Source organism: Asticcacaulis sp., assembly GCF_027484505.1.
In the GTDB taxonomy this organism is placed as follows: Bacteria; Pseudomonadota; Alphaproteobacteria; order Caulobacterales; family Caulobacteraceae; genus Asticcacaulis.
The window spans coordinates 13,215-36,326 of sequence record NZ_JAIXSV010000133.1; the positions used below are offsets into that span (position 1 = coordinate 13,215).

The window sequence follows — 23,112 nt, forward strand, 5'->3', positions numbered from 1 at the left end:
CGTGAGGTAAACCGGGCAAAAGACGGGTGTCTGGCGTTCGTGCTTTTCGTGTTTTTCGTGGCTAAACCCTCAGAACAACGGCTCATGGTCGTGGTGCACCGGCTTGGACACCTCCGGCACCGGCTCATCCTTTGAGCGGTCGCGCACCCCCAGCGCCATCAGGAAGGCCACGAGCAGCACCACAGCCGCCGAGAAGAAAGCCGCGCCCGACCACACCTTATCCACGCCCGGTCGGGTCATCACCGACAGGATATAGCCAAAGACAAACGGCGCAATAATGCCCGACAGCGACATCAGACTGTTGACCGCCCCTTGCAGCAGGCCCTGATCGCTCGTGCCGACCCGCGTCGTCATCAGCGATTGCAGGGCCGCATTGGTCATGCCCCAGCAGCTCATGATCGGAATGGTGATCAGAAATACGCGCCAGTCGGTATGGTAGCCATAGCTCATAAAGCCCACGACGCCGCACAACAGGCCGATAACCAGCGTCGCCTTTTCACCGATGCGTTTGACGACCATACCGGTCAGCCCCCCCTGCACGATCACCGCCCACACGGCGTAATAGGCCATGGCCAGCCCGACCTCGCGTCCGCCCCAACCCAGACGGTAACTGGCATACAGCACGAAGGTCGCCGGTATGACGTGGTGGGCGAAGTTCGACACCATGCTGATCAGGGCCAGGCGCATTACGCTTTTGGCCTGCCACAGGAAGAGGATCGAGCCGATGGGATTGGCGCTTTTCAGGCTGAATGGCTTGCGGTGGTCCTTGTCGAGCGATTCCGGCAGGACCAGCGCGCCATAGAGGGCATTGAGCAGGCTGAGGCCCCCCGCCACCCAGAAGGGCAGCCTCAGGTCGATATGCCCCAGCATGCCGCCCAGCGCCGGGCCCATGACGAAACCGACGCCAAAGGCTGCGCCAATATAGCCGTACATCTGCGCGCGTTCGTCCGGCTCGGAAATGTCGCTGATATAGGCATAGGCCGTGGTGATCGAGGACGAGGTGACGCCATTGAGCAGTCGCCCGATGAGCAACCATATAAGATTGCCGCTCAGCGCCATGATCAGATAGTCGAGCGCCAGCCCCAGATTGGACATCAGGATAATCGGCCGGCGGCCGAAGCGGTCGGACAGCGACCCCAGTATGGGCGAGCAGACGAACTGCGTGAAGCCCCAAAGCGAGTTGAACACGCCGCTCCACCAACTCGCGGCTGTCACCGAGCCGACAAAGGTTTCGATCAGGCGCGGCAGGACCGGAATGGCCAGCCCCAGCGCCATCATGTCGAGACAGACGGTGATGAAGATGAACATCACCCCCGGTTTGAGATGTGCTTTCACGCCCCCCATGTCGCCTCGGTCAGTGTACGGGGCCGGACGGCGGCGCGCCGTTGCCGCTGTGTCGGATGGCGGCCTTGACGCCGGCCGCGATCAGGAGGGCGATGCCCAGAATGGCCGCCGCCAGCACAAAGGGCGCGCCCGCGGTCACCGGCCCGTGGGTCGAGGCCACGGCAAACACCGCCCCGAAGGTCAGGGGCGCGAAAATACCCGCCGCCGACATCAGGCTCATATTGGCCCCTTGCAGGGTCCCTTGTTCCTGCGGCGCGACCTTGGAGGTCATCAGGGCCTGCGCCGCCGGACCGGTCAGGCCCCACAGACTCATCAGGGGGATAAACACCACATAGGCCTGCCAGGTGGGGGCGAGGCCGTAACCGAGGAAGCCAATGACGCCGAAACTCAGGCCGACCAGCATGGCCTTCTTTTCGCCAATGGCTTTGACGACGCGCCCGGTCAGACCCGCCTGCACAACGGCGCTGCACACGCCCACCGCCGCCAGCGTCCAGCCCACCTCCTTGGGGCCCCAGCCAAAGCGCAGGGCGGCATAGAGGACGAAGGTGGTCGGCAGGACCTGATGCGCGAAATTGACTGTCAGATTGATCAGAGACAGGCGCAGCAGGTCGCCATTACGGCTGAGGAAGGCCAGTGCGCCCAGGGGGTTGGCCGAACGGAAGGAAAACGGCTTGCGGCTTTCCGGCGGCAGCGATTCGGGCAGGACAAACAGGCCGTAGCAGAAGTTCAGCAGACTTAGGCCCGCCGCCACATAAAACGGCAGGCGCGGATCGACATCGCCCAGCACACCGCCCAGCAGCGGCCCCAGAACGAAGCCCAAACCAAAGGCCGCCCCCATCATGCCGAAATACTTGGCGCGGTTTTCCGGCTGGGTGACATCGGAAATATAGGCATAGGCGGTGGAAATACTGGCCGAGGTGATGCCATTGATCAGCCGCCCCAGAAGCAGCCAGCCCAGCCCCGGCGCCATGGCCATCAGCAGGTAGTCAAAGCCCAGACCGAAATTCGACAAAAGCACAATGGGCCGCCGCCCGAAACGGTCGGACAGCGCGCCGACGATCGGCGAGGAGATGAACTGCATTACGCCCCACAGCGAGCCGAACAGCCCCACCCAGTAACCGGCGGCCGAGACGTCACCGACACAGTCCGCGATCAGGGCGGGCGTCACGGGAATAATCAGCCCCAGCGCCACAATATCGAGGCAGATGGTGACAAAGATAAACGGGACCGCCGCCTTATGAGGGCGCGACAGTTCTGGGATTCCGCTCACGTTCCAGCCTTGCAGACGAAATAAACAGCGGACCTACATAGGTCAATTCGTCGGGCTTGGCTAGTGCGGGCTTTGATTTGACCGTTGCAATTTATTTGAACAACAGACTGTTTTTTATACATTTATTCTGTGAAATCCATTGCGCGCCCTCCGCACCTATCTGAGGGCGGGGGCCACATCGCGCAAATGCCCATCCGATGGCTGCGCCTTCAAGTGCATCAGGCGCATGATCAGTGGATAGACATCGACATTGTCAAAGGTCTTCAAGGTAACGCCCGGCCGGATATCGGGACCGAAGACGATCAGGCGCGTAAACATCTCCGGATTATAGGGATCATAGCCGTGGCTGCCGCCTTCGGGCTTGGGCATCCAGCCGTCGCGGGAGGGGGCGACGATATAGCTGCCCGGATTGGCGAGGCAGACGATCGGCGGCACGCGGCGGTGCGTGCCATAGTGAAAACGCGCCGGGATGTCCTGTTTGCGCCAGCACTGCATATGGGCGTGCGGTTTCAGCAAAGCCGCTTCGACCACGGCCTCCTTGCCCGGATTAGGGATAAAGCCCGCCGCCTGACCACCATAGACCGTCGCGCTGTTGGGCGGCAGCAGGTCAGCCACCTTGATGAAGGTTTCCGGCTTGTGCCTGGTCATGCCGTGGTCGCCGACGATGACGATGTTTACCTTGCCCCATAGGCCGCGCGCCTTGAGACCGGCGATCAGGTGGCCAATCCCCTCGTCCACATCTTTCAGCGAGGCGGCCACCTCCGGGCTGTCGGGGCCAAAATCGTGCCCCGCATGATCGACGTCGCTGAAATAGAGGGTCAGGGCCTGCGGACGCTCAGCCTCAGCTACGTCGAACCAGGCCAGACCGCGATCCACCACCGTGGTGGGCGGCACATGGTCTTCGAAAGTCGCGTATTTATAGGGTCTCGCGCCGTGGATTTCGGCCTCTGAGCCGGGCCAGAACATGGTCGCCACCTTTACGCCCTGACGATTCGCGGTCACCCAGAAGGGCTCGGCATCGTTCCACCAGAAGCCGTCGGTCACCTGCTCGCGGTCCGACAGCTTGAAGGTCACACCCGGCCGCTGCGGATCGCGCATGGTATTGCCGACAATGCCGTGGTGGTCCGGACGCTTGCCGGTGACCAGCGTATAGTGATTGGGGAAGGTCAGGGACGGAAAGCTGGGGCGCATCGGGCCGGTGGCCCCGTTTTCGGCCAGATAGCTCAGATTGGGTGTCAGGCCGCGCGTGTGATAGTCGGCACGCCAGCCATCAATCGAAATCAGGATCAGGGTGTTACGCGGGGCCGATGTCTCCGGCGGCAGGCTGGCGCAGGCCGATAGAATAAGCGCGGTCAAACCGCAAAGCCACAACCGCCACAGAGTTCGCATCGTTAACGCCTTCTACCAAATTCCTTTCTGTCGTAACTAACGGGTATGACGGGTCGATGACAAGAGGCCTATGGACAACAAAAAGGCCCCCGGCAAAACCGGGGGCCTGTGTTCAGGATTTCATAGGCCTCAATCGCAGGCGCGCCGGGCATCCAGCACGGGCTGATCGAAGACTTCCGGCGCATGGGCCGGTTCGGTCTGATCGGGGTAGGCATATTCCGTCATCGCTTCGGACAGGGCGAGCACGCCGCCGACATCAGTGGTCCGGGTATCACTCAGCATGTAAACCTCCTGTTGGGCTATGGGAAAATCTGCCAATTCCGTCTCTGAAACACGCTCAGACGAAATCTGCATCTGAACGATAGGGAATAAAGCCCCGCTAAGACAGTCACAGTTGCGCCTCAATCGTTCACAGGCGCGTTAACAGAGGTTTGCAAAGTACGAAAAAGGCCTCCGGATCGCTCCGGAGGCCTGAATTCAAAGGGCTGTACCCTTGATTTATTCTTCGCCAGCGTCGTCGGCCGTGAAGACCGGGCCCGAATCCTGACCCTTGGCCGACTCGTCACGATCAACGAATTCGATGACGGCCATGGCGGCGTTATCGCCGTGACGGAAACCAGCCTTCATGATGCGGATATAGCCGCCGTTGCGGTCGGCATAGCGCTTGGCCAGCACGTCGAACAGCTTGCCGACCTGCGTCACGTCACGGACGCGCGAGATGGCGATACGACGGTCGTGCAGGGTGCCCGACTTGGCCAGCGTGACCAGCTTTTCAACGAAGGGACGCAGTTCCTTGGCCTTCGGCAGGGTGGTGACGATCTGCTCGTGCTTGATCAGCGAGGCCGACATGTTGGCAAACATGGCGATGCGGTGCGAGGTGGTACGACCGAGTTTACGGTAACCGGAACCGTGACGCATGATAATTCTCCATAAGACCACGCCGCACTCTGGCTGTGCGTGACCCCAAAAACAGGCCCGAAGCTCAAGGCCAGAGGGTCTGCATGACCCCTGCCCGCTCCGAACGTCCGCCGGACGATCTGTCCTTTGGAAATTACCGGGACAAGGTTTTGGTCTTTCCCGGTAAGTGATCCGGCAATTCACAGAATTGCCCTCTCATAAAAAGGCAAGAGGCCCGAACCTTGCGGATCGGGCCTCTTTTTTATGATCTCAGAAGTCTTAGATTTGATCTTCGAACTTCTTAGCGAGGTCCTCGACATTCTCCGGCGGCCAGTTCGGCACATCCATGCCGAGCGACAGACCCATCGATTGCAGGACTTCCTTGATTTCGTTCAGCGACTTGCGGCCGAAGTTCGGGGTACGGAGCATTTCCGATTCCGTCTTCTGGATCAGGTCGCCGATATAGACGATGTTGTCGTTCTTCAGGCAGTTCGCCGAACGGACGCTGAGTTCCAGTTCATCGACCTTCTTGAGGAGGGCCGGATTGAACGGCAGCTCAGGCTTGCCTTCTTCGACGATGGCCGGCTTCGGCTCTTCAAAGGTGATGAAGATCTGAAGCTGATCCTGAAGGATGCGCGCGGCATAGGCCACGGCGTCCACCGGCGTCACCGCCGCATTGGTTTCAACGTCGAGCACCAGCTTGTCGTAATCGAGCGACTGACCCTGACGGGTCGGTTCGACGCGATAAGCCACCTTCTTGACCGGCGAATAGAGGGCGTCAACGGCGATCAGGCCGATCGGCGCGTCTTCCGGGCGCAGACGGTCGGCAGGGACATAGCCCTTACCGGTCTGAACCGTGAACTCCATACGCACCGAAGCGCCTTCGTCCAGCGTACAGATGACGTGGTCGGGGTTCAGCACTTCGATGTCCGACGGGACGTCGATCATGCCGGCGGTCACCGGGCCAGCCGACGACGCGCGCAGAACCATGCGCTTGGGGCCTTCGGCGTGCATACGCAGCGCCAGTTGTTTGATATTGAGGATGATATCGACCACGTCCTCACGAACACCCTCGATAGAGGAAAATTCGTGAACAACGCCGTCGATTTGTACCGCCGTCACCGCCGCCCCTTGCAGGGAGGACAGGAGCACGCGGCGCAGAGCATTACCGAGCGTCACGCCAAAGCCGCGTTCCAGGGGTTCCGCGACAAGACGCATCTTGCGCTGGGAATCCTGACCGGACTCGATTTGGGGCTTCTCGGGACGAATAAGCTGCTGCCAGTTTCTTTCGATCATTGCGTCCCTCAGACGAGAAAGGTTGCCCTCAGCTTCACGCCGAGGGCAACGGAAAAGGGGTAGAAATCGGTATTAAACGCGACGACGCTTCGGCGGACGGCAGCCGTTGTGCGGGATCGGGGTCACGTCACGGATGGTGGTGATCGTGAAGCCGACGGCTTGCAGCGCGCGCAGAGCCGATTCACGGCCCGAACCCGGACCGGCGACGCTGACTTCCAGCGTCTTCACACCGTGCTCGATCGCCTTCTTGCCGGCGTCTTCAGCGGCAACCTGAGCCGCGTAAGGGGTCGATTTACGCGAACCCTTGAAGCCCATGTGACCAGCCGACGACCACGAAATCGCATTACCCTGCGCGTCCGTGATGGTGATCATGGTGTTGTTGAACGAGGCATTGACGTGCGCCACGCCCGAAGTGATGTTTTTACGCTCGCGCTTTTTAACGCGGGAAGGTTCTTTGGCCATAAATCAGATCCCGATTACTTCTTCTTGCCGGCGATGGGCTTCGCCGGACCCTTGCGGGTGCGGGCGTTGGTGTGGGTGCGCTGACCGCGGACCGGCAGGCCCTTACGGTGACGCAGGCCGCGGTAGCAGGCCAGGTCCATCAGGCGCTTGATGTTCATCGACGTTTCGCGACGCAGATCGCCTTCGACCAGATAGTCACGGTCGATGGTTTCGCGGATCTGCAACACTTCGGCGTCCGAGAGCGAGTTGACACGGCGGGCGTCTTCGATGCCCACCTTTTCCACGATTTCCTTGGCCTTTTGCTGACCAATGCCGTGGATATACTGGAGCGCGATCACAACGCGCTTATTGGTCGGTATGTTGACGCCTGCGATACGGGCCACGTCTAAATCTCCTGAACGTGCGTTGACACGTTAAAAAGCGAAAGGGACGCGCCTGCTACCCCATCCCTCAGGGATGGCGGGTGAGCGGGCACAAGCGCCTTTCGCGGAAGCTGCCCCTTATACAGAGGGTTTGGCTCCCGTCAATGGGTAGGATTGAGATATTGTCAAGATTCAAACTGAATCTGACAATGTCCCGGTGAGTTCCGTTGTCCGAAGCCGTTAACGGGAGGTGAAAGCCGTTTCAAGCCCCAAAAAGACGGTAGGGTTGGGTTCCAGCCGGAGCCGGAGGGGTGCCCCCGCCCCTGTTTGGGGGGGTGAAGGCATTGGAAACCGAGGTTTCCGAATCTGTGATTAGCTGACGTGTTCGGACAGCGCGGCTTCGATACGGGCCGAAACCTCTTCGACCGAACCCATGCCATCGACCTCGACCAGCTTGCCCTGCGTCGCATAGTAGGGCAGCAGCGGCGCGGTCTGGGCGTTATAGGCCGCAAGACGCACCTTATAGCTTTCCGGATTGTCGTCCGAACGGCCCTGCTCGGCAAAGCGCTTTTCGATACGTTCGACCAGCGCATTGTCATCGACCTTGAGGCGGACGACGATGTCGATGGTGGCATCGCGTTCAGTCAGCATGGCGTCCAGCGCCTCGGCCTGCGCCACGGTGCGCGGGAAGCCATCGAAAATGGCTCCGCCCGCCGCTTCGGCCGCCGGCAGATTGGTCTTGATCAGGTCGATCACGATGTCGTCGGACACCAGCCCGCCTGTGTCAATGATCGACTTGACCTTCTGGCCCAGCTCGGAACCCGACGCGATGGCGGCGCGCAGCATGTCACCGGTCGAAAGCTGCACCATATTGTGCGCCACGACCAGACGCTTGGCCTGCGTGCCTTTGCCCGCCGCCGGAGGTCCGAAAAGAATCAGGTTCATCTGCCGCGCGCTCCCCGCATTTTTGATTTCTTGATCAGGCCATCATACTGGTGCGCCAGCAGATGCGATTGAATCTGAGCCACCGTATCCATGGTCACGGTCACGACGATCAGGATAGACGTACCGCCGAAATAGAAGCTGTTGCCCAGGTTCGAGATCAGGAATTCCGGCAGCAGACAGACGATGGTGATATAGGCCGCGCCGATCACCGTGATGCGGGTCAGCACGAAGTCGAGGTATTCGGCCGTGCGCTTGCCCGGACGGATGCCCGGCAGGAAGCCGCCATACTTGCGCAGGTTTTCCGCCGTTTCGTCCGGATTGAAGACCAGCGAGGTGTAGAGGAAGCAGAAGAAGATGATCATGGCGGCATAGAGCGCCATAAAGATCGGTTGACCGTGCGTCAGTTGCGCCGTCACGCCGGGCAGCCACGACAGCCATTCCGGCACCTTGGACGGGTCCCGCGCCAGGAAGGCAGCGGCCGTGGTCGGCATCAGCAGCAGGGACGAGGCAAAGATCGGCGGGATAACGCCCGCGGTGTTGACCTTCAGCGGCATGAAGGACGATTCGCCACCCATGACGCGGTTACCGACCTGACGCTTCGGATACTGCACCAGCAGACGACGCTGCGAGCGTTCCATGAAGACGATAAAGACGATGGCCGCGACCAGAACCAGCACGATCAGCAGCAGGACGCCAGCATTGATCTGGCCTTCCTTGGCCAGCGCCAGCAGGTTGCCGATGGTGCGCGGCAGAACCGCGACGATACCCGCAAAGATAATCAGCGAGGTACCATTACCGACGCCGCGCGCCGTGATCTGCTCACCCAGCCACATCAGGAACAGGGTCCCGCCCGTCAGGGTGACGACCGAAGAAATGAGGAACATCGGCCCCGGATCGAGCGCCAGACCCGACGCCTGCATCCCGGCGGCGATGGAGAAGGATTGAACCAGCGCCAGAATGAGCGTCAGATAGCGGGTATACTGGTTGAGCTGCTTGCGGCCGGCTTCGCCGCCTTCCTTGCGCAGCTTTTCCCACGGTGCATAGACCGAACCCATCAGCTGAACGATGATCGACGCCGAAATATACGGCATGATGTTCAGGGCGAAAATCGCCATGCGCTCAACGGCACCGCCGGAGAACATGTTGAACATGCCCAGAATGCCCTGGGACTGGCCCGAAAAGGCCCGCTCGAACGCCGCCAGATCGATGCCCGGAATGGGGATATAGGTCCCCAGACGATAGACGATCAGCGCGCCGAGAGTGAAGAGAAGACGCTTATGAAGCTCCGTCGCCTTGGCAAAGGCGCTGAAGTTCAGATTGGCCGCTAATTGTTCAGCCGCAGATGCCATGAAAACCTCAAGTCGCGGACGAAACGCATGATTCCGTCCTGTCTGTACCACCCTTACGGGCCCCGCAAGCCGTTGTCAAAGCGAGTGACCTCCGGCTTTGGTCGCATATGGGGAAGCGAAACCGAAAATGCCGCACCCTGATCCCGAAAGATCAGGGTGCGTGACATTTTGACTTAGGCTTCGGTCTTGGCCGGACGCGCCTGAGCGACCGAACCGCCCGCAGCTTCGACCGCCTTGACCGCCGAAGCGGTGGCCGAATAGACCGACAGGCTCAGCTTGGCCGTCAGCTCGCCCTCGCCCAGCAGGCGCACGCCGTCGAGTTCACGACGGATAACACCAGCGGCCTTCAGAGCGGCGGCGTCGATGGTCGCGGAAGCGTCGAGCTTGCCCGCGTCCACAGCCTGTTGCAGACGCCACAGGTTGACTTCGGCGTATTCGGCGCGGTTGCGCTTGTTGAAGCCACGCTTCGGCATACGCATGTACAGCGGCATCTGACCGCCTTCGAAGCCCAGCAGCGACACGCCGGTACGCGACTTCTGGCCCTTTACACCGCGACCGGACGTCTTGCCCTTGCCCGAACCGGGGCCACGGCCAACGCGCATACGGCCCTTGGTGGCGCCTTCATTGTCACGGATTTCATTCAGCTTGGTCATCTGGGATGCCTTTCTTGATAAGATGCGCTGGCGCTAAGGCCAACTCGGCTGGAAAAACGGAAACCGTTAAGAAATACGGCTCTCATAAATAGCAAAACGCCCCGACACGGAGGCCGGGGCGTCTTTGTTTTAATCTCGGCAGAGCCGCTTACTCAACGATCTCGATGAGGTGAGCGACCTTGGCGATCATACCGCGCACCGAAGGAGTATCCTCCAGAGTCGAGACACGGCCCATCTTGTTGAGACCGAGACCGGCGAGCGTGGCGCGCTGGTCCTTGGTGCGGCGGATGGGGCTGCCGGTTTGCTTGACAGTGACTTGAGCCATGATGATTAGCCCTCGATCGATTCAGGCGACGAAGCGCCATCGTTGCGACGCGTCAGGATGTCGCCAACCTTCTTACCGCGCTTGGCGGCGATCTGACGGGGCGAAGACTGCACCTTCAGAGCTTCGAAGGTGGCGCGCACCATGTTGTAGGGGTTCGACGAACCGAGCGACTTGCCCACGACGTCAGAGACGCCCAGGGTTTCGAGCACGGCACGCATCGGACCACCCGCGATCACGCCGGTGCCCGGAGGGGCCGCGCGGAGCTGGATCTTGCCGGCGCCCCAACGGCCGTAACCGTCGTGGTGCAGGGTGCGGGATTCGCGCAGCGGGATGCGAACCATCGACTTCTTGGCTTCTTCGGTCGCCTTGCGGATGGCTTCCGGCACTTCGCGCGCCTTGCCATGACCGAAGCCGACGCGGCCCTTTTGGTCACCAACGACCATCAGAGCAGCGAAGCTGAAGCGACGGCCACCCTTCACGGTGGCGGCGACGCGGTTGATGTGAACGAGCTTTTCGACAAACTCCGAAGGTTCTTCGGTGCGTTCGCGACGATCGTTGCGGTTTTCGCTGGGACGAGCCATTGAACGTACCCCTTAGAAGTTGAGACCGGCTTCGCGCGCGGCATCTGCCAACGCCTTCACCCGGCCGTGATAGATGTAACCGCCGCGGTCAAAGACAACGTCCTTGATACCGGCCTCAATGGCGCGCTGGGCGACCAGCTTACCCACTTCGGTGGCGGAGGCGGCGTTCGATCCACGCTTGGCAGCCGTTTCGAGCGACGAAGCGGCTGCAACGGTGACGCCCTTCGCATCGTCGATGACCTGAGCGTAGATGTTCTTATCCGAACGGAAGACCGACAGACGCGGGCGGCCGTTGGAGAGGCTCTTGAGGCGGGTGCGGTTGCGTTGCGCCCGACGAGCCATTTGTTCACGAGGAGAGAGAGCCATGGCTTACTTCTTCTTCCCTTCCTTGCGGCGAACCTTCTCGCCGGCGTAACGGACACCCTTGGCCTTGTACGGCTCAGGCGGACGAATCTTGCGGATCTTGGCGGCGAGTTCGCCGACGACCTGCTTGTCGATGCCCTGGATCTTGATTTCAGTCTGCTTCGGCACGACGAAGGTGACGCCGGCAGGCGGAGCCACTTCGACCGGGTGCGAGAAGCCGAGCGACAGTTCGAGGTTGTTGCCCTTCATGGCGGCGCGGTAACCAACGCCGACCAGTTCCAGGTTCGACTCGAAGCCCTCGGTCACGCCCTTCACCATGTTGGCGATGAGCGTGCGCGACAGACCCCACATCGCACGGTGGCGAGCGGTTTCGCCACGCGGGGCGACCGACAGGTTGTCGGCTTCGTGCGTGACTTCGATTTCTTCAACCACGGTCCAGTTGAGCTGGCCCTTGGGCCCCTTAACCGTGATGGCCTGACCGACGAGCGTGATGGTCACGCCCTTCGGTACAGCAATGGCCTTTTTCCCAATACGAGACATTATGTGTTCCTATGGTCTTAAGTAAGTCCCGCCGGTCTTAGTAGACGCGGCAGAGGACTTCGCCACCGACGTTCAGTTCGCGGGCAGCGGTGTCAGACAGGACGCCCTTGGGCGTGGACAGGATCGCGATGCCAAGGCCGTTTTTGATCGGCTTCAGATCTTTGATCGACGAATAGACGCGACGGCCGGGCTTGGACACGCGGGCGATTTCCGCGATGACCGGCTGACCATCGAAGTACTTCAGTTCGATTTCAAACTGCGGGAATTCACCCGGCACTTCGAGCAGCTCGTAACCGCGGATATAGCCTTCGTCCTTAAGGACGTCGAGCACGCGGGCGCGCAGCTTGGACGCGGGGGTGAGCACCTTGGAACGGCTGCGCTGGGCGGCGTTCTTGATGCGGGCGATCATATCGCTCAGGGGATCAGAGATGAACATGTTGTGTGATCTTCCCTTACCAGCTGGCCTTGGTCATGCCGGGGATCTGGCCTTCATTGGCCAGCTTGCGCAGGCTGACGCGGCTCATCTTGAGCTTGCGATAGAAGGCGCGCGGACGTCCGGTGACTTCGCAGCGGTTGCGGATGCGGGTGGGCGCCGAGTTGCGGGGCAGCTTGGCGAGGGCGAGGCGAGCTTCGAAGCGCTCTTCCAGCGGAAGGGATTCGTCAACAGCCGCAGCCTTGAGCGCAGCGCGCTTGGCAGCGTATTTGTCAACGAGCTTCTTGACCATCTCGTTACGGTTTACAGCCGATTTCTTAGCCATTGTTCTGTACCTTTCCCCTTACGAAACGAACGGGAACTGGAAGTGCTTCAGGAGAGCCTTGGCTTCCTTGTCGCTCTTCGCCGTGGTGCAGACAACAATGTCCATGCCCCACATCTGGTCGATCTGATCGTAGTTGATTTCCGGGAACACGATGTGTTCCTTCAGGCCCATGGCGTAGTTGCCACGACCGTCGAAGGAGTTACCGTTCAGGCCGCGGAAGTCCTTCACGCGCGGCAGCGCGATCGTGATCAGGCGGTCCAGGAATTCATACATACGGTGCTTGCGCAGCGTTACCTTGGCGCCGATCACCATGCCTTCGCGCAGCTTGAAGCCGGCGATAGACTTACGGGCCTTGGTTTCAGCCGGCTTCTGACCGGTGATAGCGGCCAGGTCCGCAATCGCGGCCTTGACCTTCTTGGAGTCGGCAACGGCTTCGCCGATACCCATGTTCACGACGATCTTGTCGAGCTTGGGGACCTGCATTTCGTTGGTGTAGCCGAACTCTTCCTTCAGCGCCGCGCGGATCTTTTCCAGATAAACGGCCTTGAGGCGCGGGGTATAAGCTTGATCAGCCATTGATGACCTCACCGGTGCTCTTGGCGAAGCGCACCTTCTTGTCGCCTTCGACGCGGAAACCGACGCGGGTCGGCTTGCCATTGGCATCAGCCACGGCGACGTTCGAAAGGTGAAGCGAGGCTTCTTTGTTGATGATGCCGCCTTGCGGGTTCGTTTGCGAAGCGCGCGTGTGGCGCTGAACAACGTTGATACCCTGAACGACGACGCGGTTCTCGGTCGGGAGAACCTTCAGGACGGTGCCGGTGCGGCCCTTGTCCTTGCCTGTCAGGACGACGACCTTGTCGCCCTTCTTAACCTTCGCAGCCATTAGAGGACCTCCGGCGCCAGCGAGATGATCTTCATGTGGTTCTTGGCGCGCAGCTCGCGCGGAACCGGCCCGAAGATACGGGTGCCGATGGGCTCGCCCGACTTGTTCACGATCACAGCGGCGTTGGTGTCGAAACGGATAACCGAACCGTCCTTGCGCTGGATGTCTTTCGAGGTGCGCACGACGATGGCGCGCAGAACGTCACCCTTCTTCACGCGGCCACGGGGGATCGCTTCCTTAACCGAGACGACGATCAGGTCACCCACCGAGGCGTAACGGCGCTTGGAGCCGCCCAACACCTTGATGCACATGACCCGGCGCGCGCCCGAATTATCGGCAACGTCCAGATTAGTTTGCATCTGAATCATAATTCAAACTTTCCAAAATCTCGCGAAAGGCCCCCACCCTTTCGGGTGCAGACTTCCGCGAAGACGACTGAGGATTCCGAGGAAGCGGGCCTTAAACCCTATTTCCTCCGAATAAGCAAACAGAAAAATGCTCAACGAAGCCGTTCCGCCCGTTTGGGGTGGAGGTTCCGTGAGCATGTCTCCGGTTCAACGTCTGCGAAGGGTATTCCGCAAAATCCCGAAGGCAGGCGGAACCGGATCACAAATGTCAAAAGACCGAAACCCGGACGGCTCTAAACAGCCCTCCGGGTCTCTGATGTCTTAGGCTGCATCCTTGGGAAGCACTTCCCAGGTCTTCAGCTTGGACTTCGGCGCGCACTCGATGATACGAGCGACTTCGCCAGCCTTGTAGGTGTTGTTCTCATCGTGAGCGTGGTAGCGCTTCGAAACGCGAACCGGCTTCTTCAGAACCGGGTGCAGAACGGTACGCTCGACCTTCACGACGATGGTCTTGTTGCCCTTGTCAGAAACAACCAGACCTTCAAGAATGCGCTTGGGCATGGTCTATTCCTTTAGGCAGACTTCTGAGTGGTCAGAAGCGACTTGATGCGCGCGATGTCCTTGCGGACTTCGTTCACACGGTGGGTCTTCTCCAGCTGGCCAGTGGCCTTCTGGAAACGAAGGTTGAACTGTTCCTTCTTGAGGTTCAGCAGTTCTTCCTGAAGCTGATCGGGGGTCTTGCCCCGCAGGTCGGCAATCTTGGTCATGGTCCTTACTCCGCCGCAATGCCGGCGTCGAGACGGGTCACGACGCGGGTACGAACCGGCAGCTTGGCCGCGCCGAGGCGCAGAGCTTCACGGGCGATGTCGTCCGCGACGCCGTCGATTTCAAACAGGATACGGCCGGGGGCCACGCGGGCCGCCCAGTAATCCACGGAACCCTTACCGGAACCCATCCGGACTTCGGCGGGCTTGCCCGTCACGGGCAGGTCCGGGAAGATACGAATCCAGACGCGGCCCTGACGCTTCATTTGACGCGTGATGGCCCGACGGGCGGCTTCGATCTGACGGGCGGTCAGGCGCTCAGGCTCGACCGTCTTCAGACCATAGGAACCAAAGTTCAGCGTGTAGCCGCCCTTGGCATTACCGTGGATGCGGCCCTTGAAGGCCTTACGGTATTTTGTGCGCTTAGGAAGCAGCATAGCGATCAGGCCTCCTTATTGTTGCGATCGCGGCGCGGGCCACGGTTGTTACGCTCACCGCGCTCCGGACGCTCGTTCGACGACGGGCCCGAGGCTTCCTGCGACCAGCGCTTGTCCTGGGCCATCGGATCGTGCTCAAGGACTTCGCCCTTGAAGATCCACACCTTGACGCCGATGATGCCGTAGGTGGTCAGGGCTTCGGCAAAGCCGAAGTCGATGTCCGCACGCAGGGTGTGCAGCGGAACGCGACCTTCACGGTACCATTCCATACGGGCGATTTCCGCCCCGCCGAGACGACCCGACAGGTTCATACGGATGCCCTTGGCGCCCAGACGCATGGCCGACTGGATCGAACGCTTCATGGCGCGGCGGAAGGCCACGCGGCGCTCCAGCTGCTGAGCGATGGATTCGGCGACCAGTTGCGAATCGACTTCCGGCTTGCGGACTTCGACCAGGTTCAGGAACACTTCGCCTTCGGTGAGGGCCGAGATGTCCTTACGCAGCTTGTCGATGTCGGCACCCTTCTTGCCGATCACCACGCCCGGACGGGCGGCATAGATGGTGATGCGGCACTTCTTGTGCGGACGCTCGATGATGATGCGCGACACGCCGGCGGCGTTCAGCTTTTCCTTCAGTTCCTTACGGATCTTCAGGTCCTGGTGCAGCAGCTTCGCATATTCCTGACGGGCGGCGAACCAGCGCGAGTCCCAGGTACGGTTGACGCCAAGGCGCAGACCGATCGGATTGACTTTCTGACCCATTAGGCAGCCTCTTGACCAAGTTCACGGACGACGATGGTCAGTTCCGAGAAGGGCTTCAGGATACGCGACGAGCGACCGCGGGCGCGGGACGCAAAGCGCTTCATGACGATGTTCTTGCCCACATAGGCCTCGGCGACAAACAGGTTGTCGATGTCGAGGTTGTGGTTGTTTTCGGCGTTGGAGATCGCCGAATACAGGGCCTTGCGAACGTCGCCGGCGATGCGCTTATGCGAGAACTCAAGCTCGTTGAGCGCGCGCTGGACCTTCAGGCCGCGGATCGACTGGGCCACCAGGTTCAGCTTGTAAGGGCTGATGCGGATGGAGACCAGCTTGGCGCGGGCTTCGGTCGGCTTTACGCGGCGAGGATTGGACGTTTGCGACATGGCTTACTTCCTCTTCGCCTTCTTGTCAGCGGCGTGACCCGGGAAGTTCCGCGTAGGCGAAAATTCACCGAGCTTCATGCCGACCATGTCTTCCGACACCAGCACCGGCACGTGCTTCTGACCGTTATAAACACCAAAGGTGAGCCCCACAAACTGGGGCATGATGACAGAGCGGCGCGACCACGTCTTGATGACGTCCTTGCGACCGCCGGCCTGAGCCGCTTCCGCCTTCTTAAGAAGGTGGCCATCGACAAAGGGACCTTTCCATACGGAGCGAGCCATGGATTAGCGAGCCTTCTTGAGGTGACGCGAGCGGATGATGAACTTATCCGTCGCTTTGTTGGTACGGGTCTTGCGGCCCTTGGTGGGCTTGCCCCACGGGGTGACCGGGTTACGACCGCCCGAGGTGCGGCCTTCACCACCACCGTGCGGGTGGTCGATCGGGTTCATGGCCACACCACGAACGTGCGGACGCCAGCCCTTGTGACGGGCGCGACCAGCCTTACCCAGGCTTTCGTTCATGTGGTCCGGGTTGGACACGGCACCGACGGTGGCCATGCAGGTGTCGAGCACCATGCGCAGTTCACCCGAACCCAGACGGATCTGGGCGTAACCGGCGTCACGGCCAACGAGCTGGGCATAGGCCCCAGCCGAACGGGCCAGCTGACCACCCTTCATGGGCTTCAGCTCGACATTGTGGATGATCGTACCGACCGGCAGCGAACGCAGCGGCGCGGCGTTACCCGGCTTCACGTCCACCTTTTCCGAGGCGATGATGGTGTCACCGGCCTTGAGGCGTTGCGGGGCCAGGATATAGGCCTTTTCGCCGTCGGCATAGTTGATCAGCGCGATGAAGGCGGTGCGGTTCGGGTCATACTCCAGACGCTCCACCGTACCGGCCACGTCGAACTTGCGACGCTTGAAGTCGATGATGCGATAGAGCTTCTTGGCGCCGCCGCCACGGAAGCGGACGGCCACGCGACCGCCGGCACCACGGCCGCCGGACTTGGTGAGACCTTCGACCAGAGCCTTCTCAGGACGGCCCTTGTGCAGCTCGGAACGGTCAACGAGAACCAGTTCGCGACGACCGGGCGAGGTGGGGTTGAATTGCTTCAAAGCCATTGTTCAATCCTCTCCTTACAGACCGGTGGTGATGTCGATGGATTGGCCCTCTTCGAGGGTGACAATCGCCTTCTTGACATCGTTGCGACGGCCCATGATGCCCTTGAAGCGCTTGGTCTTGCCCTTCGTGACAACCGTGTTCACCTTGACGACCTTGACGTTGAAGAGGGCTTCAACGGCCGAGGCGATCTCATCCTTCGAGGAGTCGAGCGACACCTTGAAGACCACCTTGTTCTGTTCAGACAGAACGGTCGCCTTTTCGGTGATGTGCGGCGCCAGGATGACGTCGTAATTGCGGATAGTAGCAGCCATAACTTAGGCCTCCACTTTGAAGCGGGCTTCGATCGCTTCCACCGCCGACTTCGTCAGAACCAGCGTGTGGCGGCGCAGAACGTCATAAACGTTCAGACCAGCCGACGGCAGGACGTCGATGTTCGGGATGTTGCGCGAAGCAAGCGCGAAGTTGGTGTCAACTTCCGGGCCCGCGATGATGAGAGCGTTCTTCAGGCCCAGCGTTTCGAACTTGGCACGAAGCGCGGCGGTCTTGGCCGAGTCGAGCGTGGCCTGATCGAGGACGATCAGCGCACCGGCCTTGGCCTTCGAGGACAGGGCGTGACGCAGACCCAGAGCGCGGACCTTCTTTTGCAGGTCGAAGGCGTGCGAGCGAACGACCGGACCGAAGGCGCGCGAGCCGCCGACGAATTGCGGCGCACGGCGCGAACCGTGACGAGCGCCGCCGGAGCCCTTCTGCTTGTACATCTTCTTACCCGTGCGAGAATTCTCGTTGCGGGTCTGAACCTTGTGCGTACCGGCGCGGCGCTTGGCCAGTTGCCAGTTGACGACGCGGGCCAGGATGTCGTTGCGGATCTCTTCGAGGCCGAAAACGGCGTCAGAGACGTCAACCGAACCGGCCGTGCCGTTGTCGAGAGTGATAACGTCGAGTTTCATGATTATTCAGCACCCTCTTCTTGAGCGGGCGCTTCCTCAGCTTGAGCCGGAGCGGCAGCCGCCTTCTTGAGGCCGGCCGGGAACGGCAGAGCCTGCGGGGCCGACTTCTTCACGGCGTCGCGGATCTTGACGAACGAGCCTTCCGCACCGGGCACAGCGCCACGGATGAAGATCAGGCCGCGCTCGGCGTCGATGCGAACGACTTCGAGGTTGAGCGTCGTGACGGTTTCCACACCATAGTGACCAGCCATCTTCTTGCCGGGGAAGGTGCGGCCCGGATCCTGACGGTTACCCGTCGAACCGTGGGCGCGGTGCGAGACCGACACACCGTGGGTGGCGCGCATACCGCCGAAGTTCCAGCGCTTCATGGCACCGGCAAAACCCTTACCGATGGTCGTGCCCTGAATGTCAACGCGCTGACCTTCGACGAAGTGATCGGCCGAAAATTCAGCGCCGACTTCGACGAGGGCGTCTTCGGAGACGCGGAACTCAGACAGGATGGCCTTGGGCTCAACCTGAGCCTTGGCGAAGCGTTCACGCTCAGGCTTGGAAACGTTCTTGGCCTTGCGGGTGCCGGCACCCAGTTGCAGGGCGGTGTAGCCGTCCTTGTCCTTCGTGCGCTGGGCCACAACCTGGCAGCCTTCGAGCGAAAGGACGGTGACGGGGACGTGCTGGCCTTGCGCGTCGAAATAACGCGTCATGCCGAGCTTTTTGGCGAGGAGACCTGTTCTCATGACCGGGCCCCTTAAATCTTGATCTCGACGTCCACACCGGCGGACAGGTCGAGCTTCATCAGCGCGTCAACGGTCTGCGGGGTGGGATCGACGATGTCCAGCACGCGCTTGTGCGTGCGGATTTCGAACTGTTCACGGGACTTCTTATCGACGTGCGGCGAACGGTTCACGGTGAAGCGCTCAATCAGCGTCGGCAGGGGGATCGGCCCCCGGACGGTAGCACCGGTGCGCTTGGCCGTGTTCACGATTTCACGTGTGGAATGGTCCAGCACGCGGTGATCGAAGGCCTTGAGCCTGATGCGGATATTCTGACGATCCATATCGCTCTTATTCCAAGTTAAGGGGTTGCGTATCCCGCGTCCGTTGAACCATTTCAAAGACCAGCTTCGATCCCGGAACAGAGACCGACGCGTTATCCGCAAAAACAAAGCCGCGCAGCGTGAGCTGCGTGGCCATTCGGAAAGTCTGGAAGCGTCACCTTATATATAAAGACGAGGCCGCCGACTTAATTTCGTAATATGCGGACCGCGTATGAAGCGTGAACCTCACGGCCGATCCAACAGAGGTGGCGTATATGCCGAAGGAGTCGCCCCGCGTCAACCCCTGCAACTATAATTCTTTGCGAGTTTAAGCCGCTATGTCGTTTACGGCGGGCGCCGGGGTGCGCAGGCGGCTTATACCACGACGAAACAGCGCCTGAAAAGCGTCGCGTTTGCCCTTGGGCTCGGTTTCACAGGCGCGGATGGTGCGCAGACGGCGTTGCAGGCTGAGGCGGATGCCCCCCAGCTTTTCACGCGCGGCAGGCGACAGGGCCACCACCGCATCGACCAGCACGGTCATCAGGCTGGTGCGCGACTCGATCGTGCCCTCAAGGCACACCCGCGCCGGGGAGGTCAGGGTGTGTTTGTAGCATTCGCCGCCCGCGCCGAAATCAATCTGGGTCACCCCCATCTCCGCCACGTGCTGCATGATGCGCAGCGACAGCAGAATGCCGGGACTGTAGCGATAATAGCTTTCGGCGTAGGCCGGGAACCAGAAATGCACGCAGGTGTCGCGCATCAGGCAGATTTCCGCCGCCACCAGTACCGGTTCAGCTCCGCTGACATCGCGGAATACCCCTACCCTCAGACCGAACCCCTCGTCCTGACGTTTGGCGAGCTGGCTCAGCAGGTTGAGCGTCCAGCCGCAACCGAACACGTCGTGCATGCCGGAGCGACTATATTGCTGGCGCTTCTGGTCGATAACCCATTGCAGCAGGTCGGGCGTGACGCGTTCAAAGCTGAAGGCGAAGCCGCCGAAGTCCTTTTCGACATTGCGCTGGCAGCGGCCGACATTTTTATAAAACTTGTGATGCTGCGCCTTCTGACGCGCCAGATAGGCGTCATAACCGTCGCTCAGGTCGGCAATCTGAGTGATGGCCTCAATGGTGCGGGCGTGGACATTATCGGCCGTCATCTCCCCTACCCAACCCATGAATTCGAGCCGGTGCGCCTTGAGGCTTCGCAGCAGCAGCGGGTAGTCCATGACAAACCCGGTATCGGCAATGACACCGTGATAGTCAGTCAGCGGCGCGCCCAGCGGCTGAAGCGTGCGACCGCGCACCTGATAGGGCAGATAGCCCGCGATCTGCCCCTGCTCATCATAAAGACGGGCGATATGGGCATCCGGCACGCTTTGCCCGATGTCGATGACGTAGCGCACGTCGAAATAGGGTCCGATCAGATCAGGACGCCGCGAGGTAAACCCTTCCCAGGCTGCAATATCTTCGGGCGTAAGCGCTTCGGGCGCGACGCTTTCGATGCGTGTCAGTCTGGCCATTCGGCTCCCCAGTGCGTGTATGCAACCGGGTGTACAGTGATAAGGTTGATATTGGCCTAAGCCGAAGGGTTAACAAACAACGGCAGGTACAGATCGCAACGTAATTCCGCTGTCGCTACCTCTTCCGGATCATCAAGGAAATGCAGGTGCAGCGGCTGGTCAGCCAGTGCGTAACCGGCATCTATAGCCGCGAGGTAGAGCGCATCCATCGTCGGCTGGACCGCATCATAATCGCCCAAGTGACGCAGGCGGGCATAGAGGCCGCCGGGCACAACGATGTGATACAGGTCTTCAATCAACGCCCCCTTACCGCCGACATCGACCGCGACTTCGGCACGGCAGTGTTCCGGAGGTGTGTGCCGCGGATCGTCATGCTGATAGCCATAAAGGCCCGCAAGGTGTTCCATAGACAATTGCGAGAACACCAGATCGAACAAATGCTGATAGACGGCGTTCAGTTCCGGATAGGCTCCGGTGTTGCGCAAAGCGGTAAGCGTCAGGGGTTCGGCTTCGACGATTTCAACCGCCAGCGGAGACTGTGTAATCGCCGGGCGTCGCAACTGATGGCTCAGGCCTTCGCGCAGGGACTCGGACTGACGTATCTCGCTGGCCGTATGGCCGGTTTCGGCTTTCAGGGCGCGGGCAAAGGCTTGCGACGTCGCATAACCCGCCGCCTGTGTCGCCTCCCCGATAGAGTGTTGAAGAGCGCTCGTCGCCCGCGCCAGACGGATACGCCGGATCGTTTCCGCCGGCGTCTCACCCGTCATCAGGCGATACACCCGATGAAAATGAAAGGGCGACAAGGCCGCAATGGCGGCCATTGCGTCGAGGTCAGGGGCCTCTGTGAAATCACTGACTTCAAGGTGTTTTAACACGCGGTCGATGCGCTGAGCATAGTCAACGGACGGCGTCAGTTGAGATTGAGCGGTCATATAAGGCTCCCCTGAATACATCAGGCCTCACTGTGCCACGGTCTGTGCGGGGCGTCGTTCCCGATCTTGCGGAAATGGACGCTTGCCAGCACACAATTAAAAACCCCCTGAGTTGCCTCAGGGGGTTTTCTTTAGTCTGATCGGTGTTGTCCCTGCCCGGTTAAGAACAGGGTCCGAGACCTTTGCAATTAAGCAAGGATCTTCGCCACAACGCCGGCGCCGACGGTGCGGCCACCTTCACGGATAGCGAAGCGGAGCTTCTCTTCCATGGCGATCGGGGTGATCAGTTCGACGTTCAGCTCGGCGTTGTCGCCCGGCATGATCATCTCAACGCCTTCCTTCAGCGTCACGATGCCGGTCACATCGGTCGTGCGGAAGTAGAACTGCGGACGGTAGTTGGTGAAGAACGGGGTGTGACGGCCGCCTTCTTCCTTGGTCAGGATGTAGGCTTCGGCCACGAACTTCGTGTGCGGGGTGATCGAGCCCGGCTTGCAGAGAACCTGACCGCGCTCAACGTCTTCACGCTTCGTGCCGCGCAGCAGAACGCCGACGTTGTCACCGGCTTCACCCTGGTCGAGCAGCTTGCGGAACATTTCGACGCCCGTGCAGGTCGTCTTCTGAACCGGACGGATGCCGACGATTTCGACTTCTTCACCGACCTTCACGATACCGCGCTCAACGCGGCCGGTCACAACCGTACCACGGCCCGAGATCGAGAACACGTCTTCGACCGGCATCAGGAAGGGCTGGTCAACCGGGCGAGCCGGCTGCGGGATGTACTCGTCCACGGTCTTCATCAGAGCGAGGATCTGGGTTTCGCCGATTTCCGGGTTCACGCCATCGGTCGCGGCCTTGGCCGAGCCCTTGGTGATGGGGATATCGTCGCCCGGGAACTGGTAGGACGACAGAAGTTCACGAACTTCCATTTCGACGAGCTCAAGCAGCTCTTCGTCGTCAACCAGGTCAACCTTGTTCATGAACACGACCAGAGCCGGCACGCCAACCTGACGGGCGAGCAGGATGTGTTCACGGGTTTGCGGCATCGGGCCGTCAGCGGCCGACACAACCAGGATAGCGCCGTCCATCTGAGCGGCACCGGTGATCATGTTCTTCACGTAGTCGGCGTGACCCGGGCAGTCAACGTGAGCGTAGTGACGGTTTTCCGTCTCATACTCAACGTGGGCCGTGTTGATCGTGATGCCGCGGGCCTTTTCTTCCGGAGCGGCGTCGATGTCTTCGTACTTCTTGGCAGTCGCGCCGCCCGACTTAGCCAGCGTCATCGTGATCGCGGCGGTCAGGGTGGTCTTGCCGTGGTCAACGTGACCAATGGTGCCGATGTTGCAGTGCGGCTTCGTGCGGTTAAATTTTTCCTTGGCCATTTCAAATCCCCGCAAATATGCGGGCCTTCACTCGGTTAGGGGTTGGAAACTTGGGAGCACTCCGCCCCGG

34 protein-coding genes are annotated in these 23,112 nt (G+C 60.6%); all 34 read right to left on the reverse strand.

All coding sequences use genetic code 11. The features are described from left to right. Positions 1-69: 69 nt before the first annotated feature. On the reverse strand, positions 70-1,344 hold the full coding sequence (locus tag Q0072_RS08580; RefSeq protein WP_298328531.1) for a TCR/Tet family MFS transporter: 1,275 nt from the start codon (positions 1,342-1,344) through the stop codon (positions 70-72). A gap of 10 nt (positions 1,345-1,354) precedes the next feature. Further along, a complete protein-coding gene (locus tag Q0072_RS08585; protein ID WP_298328534.1) occupies positions 1,355-2,614 on the reverse strand; it encodes a TCR/Tet family MFS transporter in 1,260 nt (419 codons plus the stop codon). A gap of 156 nt (positions 2,615-2,770) precedes the next feature. Next, positions 2,771-4,003, reverse strand: coding sequence for an alkaline phosphatase family protein (locus Q0072_RS08590; RefSeq protein WP_298328537.1), 1,233 nt, complete (start codon positions 4,001-4,003; stop codon positions 2,771-2,773). 129 nt (positions 4,004-4,132) lie between these two features. Next, positions 4,133-4,285 (reverse strand): hypothetical protein, encoded by a 153-nt coding sequence (locus tag Q0072_RS08595; protein WP_298328540.1) that lies wholly within the window; start codon positions 4,283-4,285, stop codon positions 4,133-4,135. Between the two features lie 216 nt (positions 4,286-4,501). Further along, positions 4,502-4,921: a 50S ribosomal protein L17 gene (gene rplQ, locus Q0072_RS08600; protein ID WP_013478483.1), complete on the reverse strand. Its 420-nt coding sequence runs from the start codon at positions 4,919-4,921 to the stop codon at positions 4,502-4,504. A gap of 258 nt (positions 4,922-5,179) precedes the next feature. Then, the gene (locus tag Q0072_RS08605) at positions 5,180-6,196 is read right to left on the reverse strand and encodes a DNA-directed RNA polymerase subunit alpha (RefSeq protein WP_013478482.1); all 1,017 of its coding nucleotides are present in this window, start codon (positions 6,194-6,196) and stop codon (positions 5,180-5,182) included. Positions 6,197-6,268: 72 nt separating this feature from the next. Then, positions 6,269-6,658, reverse strand: coding sequence for a 30S ribosomal protein S11 (rpsK, locus tag Q0072_RS08610; RefSeq protein WP_013478481.1), 390 nt, complete (start codon positions 6,656-6,658; stop codon positions 6,269-6,271). A 14-nt stretch (positions 6,659-6,672) separates the two neighbouring features. Continuing rightward, complete coding sequence (gene rpsM, locus Q0072_RS08615) at positions 6,673-7,041, reverse strand: 30S ribosomal protein S13 (protein WP_013478480.1); 369 nt, start codon at positions 7,039-7,041, stop codon at positions 6,673-6,675. A 351-nt stretch (positions 7,042-7,392) separates the two neighbouring features. Then, positions 7,393-7,965 carry an adenylate kinase gene (locus Q0072_RS08620; RefSeq protein ID WP_298328550.1) on the reverse strand — a complete coding sequence of 191 codons (573 nt, stop codon included), beginning with the start codon at positions 7,963-7,965 and terminating at the stop codon, positions 7,393-7,395. Then, entirely contained in the window at positions 7,962-9,314 is a 1,353-nt protein-coding gene (secY, locus tag Q0072_RS08625; protein WP_298328552.1) for a preprotein translocase subunit SecY, read from the reverse strand. Before secY ends, Q0072_RS08620 begins: the two co-directional genes overlap by 4 nt. 173 nt (positions 9,315-9,487) lie before the next feature. After that, positions 9,488-9,967 (reverse strand): 50S ribosomal protein L15, encoded by a 480-nt coding sequence (gene rplO / locus Q0072_RS08630; protein ID WP_298328555.1) that lies wholly within the window; start codon positions 9,965-9,967, stop codon positions 9,488-9,490. A gap of 148 nt (positions 9,968-10,115) precedes the next feature. Further along, positions 10,116-10,292, reverse strand: coding sequence for a 50S ribosomal protein L30 (rpmD, locus tag Q0072_RS08635; protein WP_013478476.1), 177 nt, complete (start codon positions 10,290-10,292; stop codon positions 10,116-10,118). A gap of 5 nt (positions 10,293-10,297) precedes the next feature. Next, the gene (rpsE, locus tag Q0072_RS08640; protein WP_013478475.1) at positions 10,298-10,873 is read right to left on the reverse strand and encodes a 30S ribosomal protein S5; all 576 of its coding nucleotides are present in this window, start codon (positions 10,871-10,873) and stop codon (positions 10,298-10,300) included. A 12-nt stretch (positions 10,874-10,885) separates the two neighbouring features. Further along, complete coding sequence (rplR, locus tag Q0072_RS08645; protein WP_298328561.1) at positions 10,886-11,239, reverse strand: 50S ribosomal protein L18; 354 nt, start codon at positions 11,237-11,239, stop codon at positions 10,886-10,888. A 3-nt stretch (positions 11,240-11,242) separates the two neighbouring features. After that, a complete protein-coding gene (gene rplF / locus Q0072_RS08650; protein WP_298328564.1) occupies positions 11,243-11,776 on the reverse strand; it encodes a 50S ribosomal protein L6 in 534 nt (177 codons plus the stop codon). Positions 11,777-11,813: 37 nt separating this feature from the next. Next, entirely contained in the window at positions 11,814-12,212 is a 399-nt protein-coding gene (gene rpsH, locus Q0072_RS08655; RefSeq protein ID WP_013478472.1) for a 30S ribosomal protein S8, read from the reverse strand. Between the two features lie 16 nt (positions 12,213-12,228). Continuing rightward, positions 12,229-12,534, reverse strand: coding sequence for a 30S ribosomal protein S14 (rpsN, locus tag Q0072_RS08660; protein WP_013478471.1), 306 nt, complete (start codon positions 12,532-12,534; stop codon positions 12,229-12,231). 18 nt (positions 12,535-12,552) lie between these two features. Then, positions 12,553-13,110, reverse strand: a complete 558-nt coding sequence (gene rplE, locus Q0072_RS08665) for a 50S ribosomal protein L5 (RefSeq protein WP_298328570.1) — start codon at positions 13,108-13,110, stop codon at positions 12,553-12,555. Next, a complete protein-coding gene (rplX, locus tag Q0072_RS08670) occupies positions 13,103-13,417 on the reverse strand; it encodes a 50S ribosomal protein L24 (protein ID WP_013478469.1) in 315 nt (104 codons plus the stop codon). Before rplX ends, rplE begins: the two co-directional genes overlap by 8 nt. Then, entirely contained in the window at positions 13,417-13,785 is a 369-nt protein-coding gene (rplN, locus tag Q0072_RS08675) for a 50S ribosomal protein L14 (RefSeq protein ID WP_013478468.1), read from the reverse strand. Before rplN ends, rplX begins: the two co-directional genes overlap by 1 nt. Positions 13,786-14,085: 300 nt before the next feature. Continuing rightward, complete coding sequence (gene rpsQ / locus Q0072_RS08680) at positions 14,086-14,325, reverse strand: 30S ribosomal protein S17 (protein ID WP_013478467.1); 240 nt, start codon at positions 14,323-14,325, stop codon at positions 14,086-14,088. 11 nt (positions 14,326-14,336) lie between these two features. After that, a complete protein-coding gene (gene rpmC / locus Q0072_RS08685; RefSeq protein WP_013478466.1) occupies positions 14,337-14,531 on the reverse strand; it encodes a 50S ribosomal protein L29 in 195 nt (64 codons plus the stop codon). A 5-nt stretch (positions 14,532-14,536) separates the two neighbouring features. Then, entirely contained in the window at positions 14,537-14,965 is a 429-nt protein-coding gene (gene rplP, locus Q0072_RS08690) for a 50S ribosomal protein L16 (protein WP_013478465.1), read from the reverse strand. 5 nt (positions 14,966-14,970) lie between these two features. Next, complete coding sequence (gene rpsC, locus Q0072_RS08695) at positions 14,971-15,726, reverse strand: 30S ribosomal protein S3 (RefSeq protein ID WP_013478464.1); 756 nt, start codon at positions 15,724-15,726, stop codon at positions 14,971-14,973. After that, positions 15,726-16,109 carry a 50S ribosomal protein L22 gene (rplV, locus tag Q0072_RS08700; protein WP_013478463.1) on the reverse strand — a complete coding sequence of 128 codons (384 nt, stop codon included), beginning with the start codon at positions 16,107-16,109 and terminating at the stop codon, positions 15,726-15,728. The genes rpsC and rplV overlap by 1 nt, the downstream gene beginning before the upstream one ends. 3 nt (positions 16,110-16,112) lie before the next feature. Next, positions 16,113-16,391, reverse strand: coding sequence for a 30S ribosomal protein S19 (rpsS, locus tag Q0072_RS08705; protein WP_013478462.1), 279 nt, complete (start codon positions 16,389-16,391; stop codon positions 16,113-16,115). A gap of 3 nt (positions 16,392-16,394) precedes the next feature. Then, positions 16,395-17,231, reverse strand: a complete 837-nt coding sequence (gene rplB / locus Q0072_RS08710) for a 50S ribosomal protein L2 (RefSeq protein WP_013478461.1) — start codon at positions 17,229-17,231, stop codon at positions 16,395-16,397. A gap of 15 nt (positions 17,232-17,246) precedes the next feature. Continuing rightward, complete coding sequence (locus Q0072_RS08715) at positions 17,247-17,543, reverse strand: 50S ribosomal protein L23 (RefSeq protein WP_107874122.1); 297 nt, start codon at positions 17,541-17,543, stop codon at positions 17,247-17,249. A 3-nt stretch (positions 17,544-17,546) separates the two neighbouring features. Next, positions 17,547-18,179: a 50S ribosomal protein L4 gene (gene rplD, locus Q0072_RS08720; RefSeq protein ID WP_013478459.1), complete on the reverse strand. Its 633-nt coding sequence runs from the start codon at positions 18,177-18,179 to the stop codon at positions 17,547-17,549. Positions 18,180-18,181: 2 nt separating this feature from the next. Continuing rightward, positions 18,182-18,913 carry a 50S ribosomal protein L3 gene (gene rplC / locus Q0072_RS08725; protein WP_013478458.1) on the reverse strand — a complete coding sequence of 244 codons (732 nt, stop codon included), beginning with the start codon at positions 18,911-18,913 and terminating at the stop codon, positions 18,182-18,184. Between the two features lie 11 nt (positions 18,914-18,924). Further along, positions 18,925-19,233 (reverse strand): 30S ribosomal protein S10, encoded by a 309-nt coding sequence (rpsJ, locus tag Q0072_RS08730; RefSeq protein WP_006273890.1) that lies wholly within the window; start codon positions 19,231-19,233, stop codon positions 18,925-18,927. Positions 19,234-19,540: 307 nt separating this feature from the next. Beyond that, on the reverse strand, positions 19,541-20,731 hold the full coding sequence (locus Q0072_RS08735) for a GNAT family N-acetyltransferase (protein WP_298328607.1): 1,191 nt from the start codon (positions 20,729-20,731) through the stop codon (positions 19,541-19,543). A 56-nt stretch (positions 20,732-20,787) separates the two neighbouring features. Continuing rightward, a complete protein-coding gene (locus Q0072_RS08740; protein ID WP_298328609.1) occupies positions 20,788-21,663 on the reverse strand; it encodes a GyrI-like domain-containing protein in 876 nt (291 codons plus the stop codon). A 188-nt stretch (positions 21,664-21,851) separates the two neighbouring features. After that, positions 21,852-23,042: an elongation factor Tu gene (gene tuf / locus Q0072_RS08745; protein WP_013478455.1), complete on the reverse strand. Its 1,191-nt coding sequence runs from the start codon at positions 23,040-23,042 to the stop codon at positions 21,852-21,854. Between the last annotated feature and the right edge of the window lie 70 nt (positions 23,043-23,112).